The following is an 11,201-nucleotide window of genomic DNA, read 5'->3' as shown; positions in this document are numbered from 1 at the left end:
GAGATGATTAACTCATCAAACGGTTGCAGTACATTTCACTGACAACCGAGATGGATAACTCATCTAACGGTTGCAGTACATTTCACTGACAACCGAGATGGATAACTCATCAAACGGTTGCAGTATATTTCACTGACAACCGAGATGGATAACTCATCAAACGGTTGCAGTATATTTCACTGACAACCGAGATGGATAACTCATCAAACGGTTGCAGTACATTTCACTGACAACCGAGATGGATAACTCATCTAACGGTTGCAGTACATTTCACTGACAACCGAGATGGATAACTCATCTAACGGTTGCAGTAATATTTCACTGACAACCGAGATGGATAACTCATCTAACGGTTGCAGTATATTTCACTGACAACCGAGATGGATAACTCATCTAACGGTTGCAGTATGGAGGGAAAAAATATGCTTAACGTGAAGCCTTATCAGTTTTGGTTTGTAACGGGCAGTCAGCATTTGTACGGTCCGGAAACGCTGCTTGAAGTCGCAGATCACTCCCGTACGATCGCGGAGGCGCTGGGCAGCGACGGCTCTATCCCTTTTGAAGTGATCTTCAAACCAGTGGTGAAATCGCCGGATGAGATTTACAAGCTTTGTTCGCAAGCCAATGTGGATGAGAGCTGTGCAGGCATCATCACCTGGATGCATACCTTCTCTCCGGCCAAAATGTGGATCGCCGGCCTGTCCGAGCTGCGGAAGCCGCTGCTGCATCTGCATACGCAATTTAACCGCGATATTCCATGGGACAGCATTGATATGGACTTTATGAATACGAATCAATCGGCGCACGGTGATCGCGAATACGGTTTCATCGGTGCCCGCATGGGCATAGCCCGCAAAGTCGTTGTTGGACACTGGGAAGACCCGCAGGCCCGCGGACGCATTGCCGGATGGATGCGTACTGCGGTTGCTTTCACAGAAGGTCGCAGCCTCAAGGTGGCCCGCTTCGGGGACAATATGAGGGAAGTTGCGGTTACAGAAGGGGATAAGGTGGAAGCTCAAATCAAATTCGGCTGGTCCATCAACGGCTATGGCGTCGGCGATCTTGCCGCGCGTATAGCGCAAATTTCCGAGGAGCAGGTCAACGCTCTGACGGATGAATATGAAACGCTGTATGTGATTGCAGCTGAAACCAGAAATTCCCCCGAGAAATGGGAGGCCATACGCGAGCAGGCACGCATCGAGCTCGGGATGAAATCCTTCCTGGAGGAAGGAGGGTTCACGGCTTTCACCACCTCGTTCGAGGATCTGCACGGCCTCAAACAGCTGCCGGGTCTGGCGGTACAGCGTCTGATGGAGGCGGGCTATGGATTTGGCGGAGAAGGCGACTGGAAGACGGCTGCCCTGACCCGCATGATGAAGATGATTGCGGACAACAAAGGCACCTCGTTTATGGAGGATTACACCTATCATTTTGAACCGGGGAATGAAATGGTGCTGGGTGCGCATATGCTTGAGGTTTGCCCGACCATTTCCACAGGCAAGCCGCGCCTTGAAGTACATCCGCTCGGTATCGGCGGCAAAGCCGATCCGGCCCGGATGGTATTCGATGGCCGCAGCGGGCAGGCATTGAATGCCTCCATTATCGATCTCGGCAACCGGTTCCGCCTGATCATCAATGTCGTGGATGCGGTCCAGCCCGATCACGACATGCCTAAGCTGCCTGTGGCGCGCGTATTATGGAAGCCGCAGCCCTCCCTTAGCGAGTCGGCAGAAGCATGGATTCATGCTGGAGGCGCCCACCACACCGTTTTCTCCTATGAGGTTACGGTGGAGCAGCTGGTGGATTGGGCGGAGATGGCCGGCATCGAATATGTCATCATCGATAATTCGACCAGCACGCGTGCCCTCCGCAACGAGCTGCGCATGAGTGATTTGTATTGGAAGCTCCGTTAATTTTTCTTCAGCAATATCGTATTTCAATTGCAATTCGCACTGGCTGTTAATTGACAAGCGTCCCTTGGAAGGGGCGCTTTTTTTTGCATGCCATCATCAATTTCGAAGAGCGCACTGCTATTTGGGAGATGTGCCATACTTTTGCTCATAATGGGAAAGCGCAAGCAGCGGCCAAACCAGCGAATAGCTCTCATATCGGTTATAGAAATGCCCCGGAAGTCCGGCACCTGTCGGGTAACTGGAGACGATGCTTTTACTGTCCAGATTTTGAAGAATAAAACCCGCGGCGCGCTGGATGGGCTCATCCGGCTCATCTCTGACTGCAATCAAGGCATCCAGCGCCCATGCGGTCTGGGAGAGTACGGAGGCTGCAAGCGGCATATACCGCTTCACCCGGTTGCTGAGGCATGACTCACCGAAGCCTCCATCCGCATGCTGAATGGATTGCAGCCACCCGGCAGCCTTGCGGATTCCTGGATGCTCTGGCGGTTCGCCGGCAGCCATCAGGCCGGTTAGTGCCGCCCAGGTTCCGTAAATATAACAAACCCCCCAGCGCCCATACCAGGACCCGTCGTTCTCCTGATTATGATACAGCCATTCTGCTGAATGTTCGACGAAACGGTGTCTGGCAGTAAGTCCGAGTGTGTGCCCCAGGTAATGCAGCGTTCGGCCCGTCAAGTCTGCCGTGGACGGATCAGTGGCTGCATCCTTGCCTCCTTCAATTGGCAGCCACAGCAGAAACGGATTATCGATATTGCGCTCGAATGCGGCAAAGCCTCCATCATTATTTTGCATCGATAAAAGCCACTGCAGTCCGCGGGAGCTTGCTGCTTCATAACGGGGGTCCTTCATGTCTGATATAGCCCTGAGCGCTGCTGTAGTATCATCCATATCGGGATTGATCGTATTGATATCCGAGAATCCCCAGCCGCCTGCCAATGGATGCTGGACGCCAAGCTTCCAATCGCCAAGCTTCGTATGCTGCCTGGAAAGCAGATATGCCCCGGCATTTCGGGCAGCAGGCGAGTCGGCAGGCGTTCCGGCCTCTTGAAGCGCGTAGCTGATTAATGCCGTATCCCACACGGTTGAATTGGTATTTTGGAGCATCCGTTGGCCGTCTCTTTGGAAAATCTGGCTTTGAAGTCCCTTCATCGCCATTCTGATAACCGGGTGAGTGCGCTCATATCCTGTGGCAAGCAGGGCATAAATCATGAGGATTGTCGAGGTTGCATAGCTGTAAAGCAGGCCGTTCGATTCAATCCGTTCAAGCATGAACTGCTCCGCGCGGGCTGCCGCATTCTTCTGTGAAAGGAAGGAGCTGAATCCGCCGGTCAGCGGAAGCTTCTTCAAGGCCAGCAGCCAATCCTGCAGGAGGGACAGCTTGCTGCGGTCAAAATGCCGCATCCATAAGGAGCTGGCATCCTCATTCTCCCCGTACGGATCTTCCGGATTCGTTGAGGATCTATGCAAATCCAACCGGGGGATGGAGGCAAGGCCAAAGTTCGGCTTGCGGTACCCGAGAAGCAGCATCGGAGCCATATGGACGCGGGCATAACCGGAAAATTGTTGAAAATGAACGGGGGAATAAGAGGGCAGAAGCATGATGGAAAGGGGGAGCGGGAACCATCTGGGCCAGGGATATTGCCCGATAACGGCAAGCAGGAACTTGGTCATCAGGCCAACGCCGGATGAGCCGCCCAACTTGCGGATCGTTTCATAAGCCCTCGTCATGAAGGGTGCTTCGGCATCGAAGCCGGCATAGAGCAGGGCGCAGTAGTTTTCCGCTGTAGCGGATAAATTGCCGGCAGGCTCATCGGGATAGACGCGCCAGGCGCCGTCATCGCCTTGGTTTGCGATGATGCGTTCAGCCAAGGCCTGAACAAGTGGATCGCCTGGCTGCTTCTCTTCTACAATGCGCATCAGGATGATTGCTGCGGCATCAAGCGTCTGCCCGCTCTCTATAAAGCCATACCGCCAACTTCCGTCCGGCGATTGATGATTGATTAATCGGATGGAGAGCAGACTGATCCCGGATTTGATATTTTGAAGCATGGTATCCCCCTCCCCTTTGGCCGATATGAAAGAGCCAAGGATAATATGTATGCCTGCCGGAGTGATTTTCATAACCGTGAAGGGTCTTGACGCGTGAATACTGGAGAACGCGGGGGTTTCTTTTGAAGTGAATTATGAATGTTCAGCCGTCGCGCGGAGATATCTGCCGGGCGGCCTGTTTTTGTTGTCGGCAGGATTGATGGATAGGTCATTTGGTCTGTATCTATGGGAAATGGTGTCTGGTGAAACAACAGGCCCGAATGGGAAATCAGGGACTTTTGAAATGGGTATGGAAAGGGATTGGGGCAAATGTCCCGTTTCCCTTCTTCTGGTGGATGCGAAACCGGGAATATGTTCAGTTATTCCACAAATTTTTGTTCAGTTTTTGTTCAGATGATATAGGTATAGTCAGCTGTAACTCTCCAATTTTCGACAGCGCACCGACAAGACAAGGAGAGATAGGAGTGAGGGGGGAGGAGGAGTGCTTGGCAAGCGAATTGATCCATGGCTGTAGAGTTGAAATGTCGGCGCGTTTTGATGAGTCAGGAATGTAAGAATGTTCAAAGTGGAGAGAGGTAGAGTTATGCGTTCGTATTTCAAGAAAGACGGCAAGAGAAAGCTGGCTTTGACGCTGATTTGGGCTTTGGTGCTGCAGGTGCTATTGCAGCCTATGCTTCATATTACGTCTTCGGCCGCTCCCGTTTCACTCCCGGGATTCTCTTTTACCGCCCAGGCGGTTGTGACCGGACTCGAGACGCCGGTTTCAGAAGTGGATGTAGGAGAAACGTTTGATTATTTGATCAAGTATCAGGTGAGCGATGCGACTCAGGTTGGGAAAAGCCTGGTCATTGAGGACACGGTCCCCGATAAGTTTGAAATTGTGAATTCTGAAATGTGGGATTCGCAAGCGGGGCAAACCGTAACGTTCAGTCCTCCTCCTGACGGGGTGCTGAAAGCGGGAACTTCAGGGAACCTCAGAATTACGGTCAAAGTAAAGCCTACTGGTTCCGATTCCTCCGTACCGACGATCAATACGCCGATTGCGAAGGTAACGGATCCGGGCGGTACAACCGAGGTTCCGGCAGCCGTCGATGTGGCGATCAACCCCGATCCCGATGGGGGAGACGACCCGGATCCGCCTACGGTTCCGGATGTGACCTATGATAAGTGGTCGACCTACAAGACTCAGGATACCGGCTTGGGCAATGGTGTCAAGATCGTCGGCGGCCAGGTGAAGTATAAGGTCGGCATCAAGGGAACTGCCGGAAATACGGATACCGGAACTTTGACCGTACCGGCATTTACAGACACACTTCCGCCAGAGGCGACTTATGTAAGCTCGAATCCTTCCGGTATTTATAGCTCGGGGACCATCACGTGGAGTAATATTGTGGTGCCTTCCGGCGGGAGATTTGAGGCAGAAGTAACCGTCACGTATCCGGATAATTACGGTTATGCTTCCAACAATCCGCAGAATCAGAAGAACTCGGTCACCTTTGCGACCTATTCACTGACGGGGACTGGAACTGTAACAAGTGATTATGCGGAAGTAACAACGGAGTTCGGACCTCCGAAATCCGGAACGCCAGGATTGTTCAAAAACCGGGAGTTTCAATACCGTTTTCCCGGTCAGGAGCAGTCATTTACGATTGGCGGAATCAATAATTCGGGTACAGGCGTGAATTCGCCGTTATCCGATCTGGTGCTCGTTGATACGCTGCCGCCGGAAATGGACTACACCTCCATTTCGACAGCGAATTTTCAGTGGGACCAGTTCCGTTACTTGACGAATGACAATGTCTGGCATGTAGTAAGCCAACCGGGTAATCTTATCCGAATTGGCGACAGCACAGATGGACTTAACGCCAATAAAGATATCATTCTGGATTCGGATGACTATCTGAAGCAGCTCGAATGGAGCTACAATGATAAACTGCCCGTGAATGGCTCACTTTCTGATATTACCATTAAGGGTATTGTAAGAAGTGTGACGAACGGAACAGGTGTCAACGGAATCACAGCTGATCCTGTTGTACACGGAGATACGGTGCTTAATTCGGTCCTGCTGGACTATAAGGAGTTAAACGCTGTTATTCCGAATCAACTGGATGACAAGTCCAAAAACGCTGCTGCTGACTTCCAGATCAACAATGAGAAGCCTTGGATAAATGCCACAAAAGAAGTAACGACCGGCAATTATCGTCCCATGAGCACAGTGCCTTTCAAACTGACGGTGGAAAATGATAAACGCGCCACAGGAAACTATGTAACCTCAGCCGTATATGATTTGCTGCCTGTCAGCTTTGGTTACTACTCCAATCCTCTGATTGCTGACGAGAATGAAGCGCTGCAGCAATCCTTTGAAATTGTCCCACTTGGTGATACTCCAGCTCTGACAGAGCCGAGCGTTCACATTATAGACAACTTCAAAGATGGAAGATCGCTTATCGTATGGTCTTGGGCCACTCCGGTATCGCTTGAACCCGGACAAAGCTTCCGGATCGATTACAAGGGCCAGGTCGAGGCTGGAACGCCGATGACTGATGGCAGTCATACGTATACCAACGATCTGTATCTTACAACGGATGTAGCGGGGACACCTTTCTGGTATACGGGAGATCAGTCGCAGGATGTGCCTGATAGTCAGGGTGCATGGCAATCGCGCAACAGTTCCATCAAGGATACGATTGATCCGACACCGGGAGTTGATGAATATTTTGTTCATGCATCCATACCGGTTGAAGTGAAGAAGTCTTCCCAGGTCGAATCGACCAAATGGAACAGAGGTGATCTGGCGCCAATTTTCAGAGCGGCAGAAAATCCGGAGTATGAGGGCCAGCCTGCAATCCCGGATATGCCTTTCGATTTTGCCGATACGCCGCAGTATACGGAGTTCCCGTATTACAGCGTCACCTACGAGGGTGGAACGGCGGACTACAAGCTGGTCATCTTCAACAGCGGAAACACCCGACTGGGTAAAATCGATGTCATTGATATCCTTCCATTTGTTGGGGATACGGCCGTGAAAGTGAGTTCTGGACCGGCTGAAGAACGTCATTCCGAGTGGCAGCCGAATCTGGCGGAAGTGCTGGAATCCGGAGCGAAGACATTTGCCTGGACACCGCAGAATGCCGGAGCTCCGAAGGAAGTCGATTATACGCTGAAAACCTATTACAGCAAATCGACCAACCAGGATAACGTGGTCAACTTCGATAACGTGACCGGCGGAAAGACCGGCTGGACGGCTCAGGCGTCTTTCAACAGGGATGATTTGACGGATATCCGGTCGCTGTATTTTGAATTGTCCGGTATAAGCGGAAGCGACAATCTGGCAGGACTTGCTCCAGGAGATTACATCGTGCTGGACTGGAAAATGGATGCGCCGGTAGGTGCTCCAACGGACTCCGTCGCCTGGAACTCATTCGCCATTCAGGCGACGGAGAATGGAAGCAGCGGCAGCGGTGAAGGCAGCAAAATGCTTCCGACCGCTCCGAACAAGGTCGGATTCCTTGTCCATCCTGACAACGAACATCTTCCGCTTGGCGAGCTTGGCGATTTTGTCTGGTTCGACAGTGACCGCGACGGAACGCAGAACGAGGAGTTCTCAGGAGACAGTGGACAAGGAGCGGGAATTAACGGCGTTACGGTTAATCTGTACAAAGCAGGGGAAACGACTCCATTCAAGTCGAGCAAGACCGGATATGATTTTAATGGCAGACCGGGTTATTACTTGTTCCAGGGACTTGAAGCTGGCGACTACAATGTCGAATTCGTCGTTCCCGACAAATACACAACTACTGATGCCAACAAGAAGGGAACCGATCCGAATCATGCAATCGCTGAGGATTCCAATTTTGTTGCACCCGTAAGCGGTGCAAGCGGCTACAAAACGTACAAAACCGATATAATCACGCTTGGCACGGCCGAAAAGAATCGTACGATCGATCTGGGTCTGATTGAAACCAGTCCTCCTGATGATAACGATTATCCTTCGGCTGATATGGATAAAACCATCACAAACGTGGAACCGGGGACAGCAGGCGTCGCTTCGCAGGATTATGTAGTGAAAGGCAACAAGGTTCATTACAAAATTGATTTGACGAATACTTCATCCGTCACCATGCATAATATCAAGGTTTCGGATGCACTGGACAGAGGACAGTCCGGATTCCAATTCGATAAGCTTACGTACGATGGCGATCCAATTGCAATCAATGGAAATACTCACAGCCGTCCGGATATTATTACCCGCGTCGACAACCCGGGTACGGGCTCGGAGCCTTATGTTGTCATTAAGGATTTGGCAGCAGGCAAATCGTTGTCGCTGGAAGGTACGTATACCATCACGGCCGACGATATCGACGGCACCGATTTGGATAATACGGCAACCGTGCATTATAACGAATCTCCTGATCCGATCACGGATGATGCGAAGATTCCGACGGCGGGACTCAAAATCGACAAGACTGCCAATGTGCTGTCCGTAACCGAAGAGGGAACGCAAATTGAATACACGGTTACGATCGTGAATACGGGCAGTTCTGTTCTGCACAATGTGGTGATTAATGATTCCTTGGTATCCGGTATTCCGGCCATTCCGGTGCTGCAGCCAGGGGAGTCCAAGCAGATCAAGTATACCTATACGGTTACAAACTCCGATATGGGGCAGCCCAAGGTAACGAATACAGCTTCTGCAAAGCCTGATGAAACTCCTATGGTTGAAGTAACGCTTGATGTACCTGTTACTACGGACCCGAGAGGCACGATCGGAGACTATGTTTGGCTGGACGATAATGAAGACGGCGCTCAGAACGACAGCGAGTCCGGACTTAACGGCGTTATCGTGAAGCTATACAAGGATATTACCGGAACTTCAATTGCCGAGACGGTGACCCATGAGAATGCCGGCAAAGACGGCTACTATCTGTTTACCGGACTTCCGGAGGATACCTACTATGTCCAGTTCATTTACGAAGGACAGTATGGAATGACTTCTCCTGAAGCGGCAGTGCCTGCTGAAGACTCGAACAGCACGGATGTGAGCGGATTTACGGATGAAATCGTAATCGGACCTTCTAAGTGGGATGATCCGACCATCGATTTGGGATTGGTGCCGCGAGGTGAAATCGGAAATTATGTATGGGATGACCGCAACCGCGACGGCATACAAAATGAAGACGAGCTTCAAGGAAACAACGGAATCGAAGTTCAGCTTTATAAGGACTCTCCCGCTGGAGCTCCTGTTGCCGTAACAACCACGGCTAACGATTCCACAGGTAAGCAAGGCTATTATCTGTTCGATAATCTGCTGCAAGGCAATTATTTTGTGCAGTTCATTGTTCCAACAGATTATGTGAAGACCGCTGCGGGACAAGGAGCGGAACCGGAGCTGGATTCCAACGCTACGGACATAAACGGAATTACAACTGTTATTGAAATCGGCGAAATTCCGGGTTGGGTGGATCACAGCATTGATCTGGGCCTGATTGCAATGAAAGGCGCTATCGGCGATTATGTATGGCTGGACAAGAATCAGGACGGCATACAAAACGATGATGAATCTGGCGTCAACGGAGTAACCGTGAAGTTGTACGATGACCGGAATGGGACGGAAATCGCCACAGCGGTAACGAAGGATAATGGCAACCAGCCAGGCTACTACCTGTTCAGCAGCCTGAAAGAAGGCAAGTACTACGTTAAATTCTTCTATAGTGGACAGTATGAAACAACCAAACCGGGGGTTGGATCGCCCGAGGCGGATTCCAACAGCACGGACGGCAACGGGTTTACCGATGAGATTGTAATCGGACCTTCCAATTGGGTGGATCCGACCATCGATCTGGGATTGGTTCCACGGGGCGTGATTGGGAACTATGTATGGCTGGACCGCAACCGGAACGGTATACAAGACGAGAATGAGCTTCAGGGAATCAACGGAATCGAAGTCCGGTTGTTCAAAGATGATGTGACAGGAACCCCTGTCGCTACGACAACAACTGCAGCGGATCCGACAGGCAGACCGGGTTATTATCTGTTCGACGGATTGCTGCCAGACGACTATTTTGTCAAGTTCATTGTGCCTGACGACTATACGAGGACCGTTCAAGAACAAGGAGCCGACGTCAAGGAGGATTCCAATGCAACCGATGAGAATGGATTTACAGCTAAAATTCAAATCGGCGAAAATCCCGGCTGGGAGGATCTCAGCATTGACTTGGGTCTTGTTGCCAAAGGCGTCATCGGCAACTACGTATGGCTGGACAGCAGCAGGAACGGCATGCAGGATGAAGCTGATGACGACGGTATAAACAATGTGAAGGTCAAGCTTTATAACAAAGACATGCAATTGCTTGCAGAGACTTTGACTGCTGATGATGCTGCAGGGAAACCAGGCTATTATCGGTTTGATAATCTGGTCGGAGGCCAATATTTTGTTCAATTCGAAGCTCCTGAGGGCTATGAACTGACAACTCCGGAAGCAACGGGAATTGCGGCTGATAAAGACTCCAATAAGCTGACTGACGGTACTACTGCAGTCATCGCAATTGGAGAAGATGCTCCGCAGGGATGGGAAGATCTTACGATCGATTTGGGTTTAATGTATCCTTATTATCCGTACTTCCCTCCAGTCGATCCGGAGGATCCGACAACACCTGACGATCCGGAGGATCCGGCGAATCCGGGAACGCCGCCGGTTGATCCGGGAGCACCGGGCGAGCCAGGTTCGCCGGTCAATCCGGGTAACCCTGGTACACCATCGAATACAGGTGAGCCGACTGATCCAGGCGTAGAACCTGGCAGCGATACAAAAGTGCCGCAGCAGGAAACAACCGTACAGGACAAACCGATTCAAGGGACGGTTAAAGTACCGGAGGGCGGCAATGTTGCAATCGGTACCCAACCGGAACACGGTACATTGACGGTCGATCCGGATGGTAAATGGATGTATACACCTGAACCAGGCTATACCGGCGAGGATCATTTCTCTATCATCGTAACCGACAAGGACGGTAACGAAGAAGAAGTCCTGTTCGATGTAAATGTGGATGAGATTCCTTTGGGCGGTATAGAACCCGGTAATGACGATCCAGACAGCAGCACAACTGGCAAGACGCTCCCCAAAACAGGGGAAAGCAGCTCTTTGCCGCTTCAACTTGCAGGACTGTGCCTGGTCATTTTCGGAATTGTTTTGCTGAGATTGCGCCGGAAGCATATCCAGAAATAAGATCATTTTTA

The 11,201-nt window shown here is 51.1% G+C and carries 3 protein-coding genes; 2 read left to right on the top strand and 1 reads right to left on the bottom strand.

From position 1 onward, the window contains the following. The first annotated feature begins 422 nt into the window (after positions 1–422). Positions 423–1,913 (top strand): L-arabinose isomerase, encoded by a 1,491-nt coding sequence (gene araA, locus AC0YNV_RS26175; RefSeq protein ID WP_210040411.1) that lies wholly within the window; start codon positions 423–425, stop codon positions 1,911–1,913. A gap of 117 nt (positions 1,914–2,030) precedes the next feature. On the opposite strand, the gene AC0YNV_RS26170 is transcribed toward araA, so the two are convergent. Beyond that, a complete protein-coding gene (locus AC0YNV_RS26170) occupies positions 2,031–3,965 on the bottom strand; it encodes a terpene cyclase/mutase family protein (protein ID WP_475770650.1) in 1,935 nt (644 codons plus the stop codon). 583 nt (positions 3,966–4,548) lie between these two features. On the opposite strand from AC0YNV_RS26170, the gene AC0YNV_RS26165 reads away from it, so the two are divergent. Continuing rightward, on the top strand, positions 4,549–11,190 hold the full coding sequence (locus AC0YNV_RS26165; RefSeq protein WP_475770649.1) for an SdrD B-like domain-containing protein: 6,642 nt from the start codon (positions 4,549–4,551) through the stop codon (positions 11,188–11,190). Positions 11,191–11,201: the final 11 nt, after the last annotated feature.

It is taken from the genome of Paenibacillus sp. JT31N11 (assembly GCF_056269285.1).
Note: the sequence above shows the minus strand (reverse complement) of the source record. Positions and strands in the feature narration are given on the sequence as shown.

Bases quoted from the DNA above. Each gene is read 5' to 3' on its own strand.
- araA (WP_210040411.1), top strand. From the start codon at position 423: ATGCTTAACGTGAAGCCTTATCAGTTTTGGTTTGTAACGGGCAGTCAG.
- AC0YNV_RS26170 (WP_475770650.1), bottom strand. From the start codon at position 3,965: ATGCTTCAAAATATCAAATCCGGGATCAGTCTGCTCTCCATCCGATTA.
- AC0YNV_RS26165 (WP_475770649.1), top strand. From the start codon at position 4,549: ATGCGTTCGTATTTCAAGAAAGACGGCAAGAGAAAGCTGGCTTTGACG.